The sequence below is a fragment of the Dyella terrae genome (assembly GCF_004322705.1).
Lineage (GTDB): Bacteria > Pseudomonadota > Gammaproteobacteria > Xanthomonadales > Rhodanobacteraceae > Dyella_D > Dyella_D terrae.
The window spans coordinates 1-365 of record NZ_SIZZ01000008.1 but is presented as its reverse complement, the minus strand read 5'-3'; the positions used below and the strand labels follow the sequence as shown (position 1 = coordinate 365).

The following is a 365-nucleotide window of genomic DNA, read 5'->3' as shown; positions in this document are numbered from 1 at the left end:
TGGCGCGACAGCAGGATGTGTTCGCGCGTCTGCGGCATCGGGCCGTCAGCGGCCGAGCACACCAGGATCGCGCCGTCCATCTGCGCCGCACCCGTGATCATGTTCTTCACGTAGTCGGCGTGGCCCGGGCAGTCCACGTGTGCGTAATGGCGGTTCGGCGATTCGTATTCGACGTGCGCCGTCGAAATCGTGATACCACGGGCCTTTTCTTCCGGCGCCGCGTCAATCGCGTCATACGCCTTGAATTCGCCACCGAAACGCTCGGCACCGACCTTCGTCAGCGCTGCCGTCAGCGTCGTCTTGCCGTGGTCCACGTGACCAATCGTGCCGACGTTGACGTGCGGCTTGGTGCGTTCGAATTTACC

The 365-nt window shown here is 63.6% G+C and carries 1 protein-coding gene; it reads right to left on the bottom strand.

Annotated elements, in window-relative coordinates; translation table 11 throughout:
* A partial coding sequence (locus EYV96_RS18660; RefSeq protein ID WP_205746211.1) for a GTP-binding protein occupies positions 1–365 on the bottom strand: 365 nt, incomplete at both ends.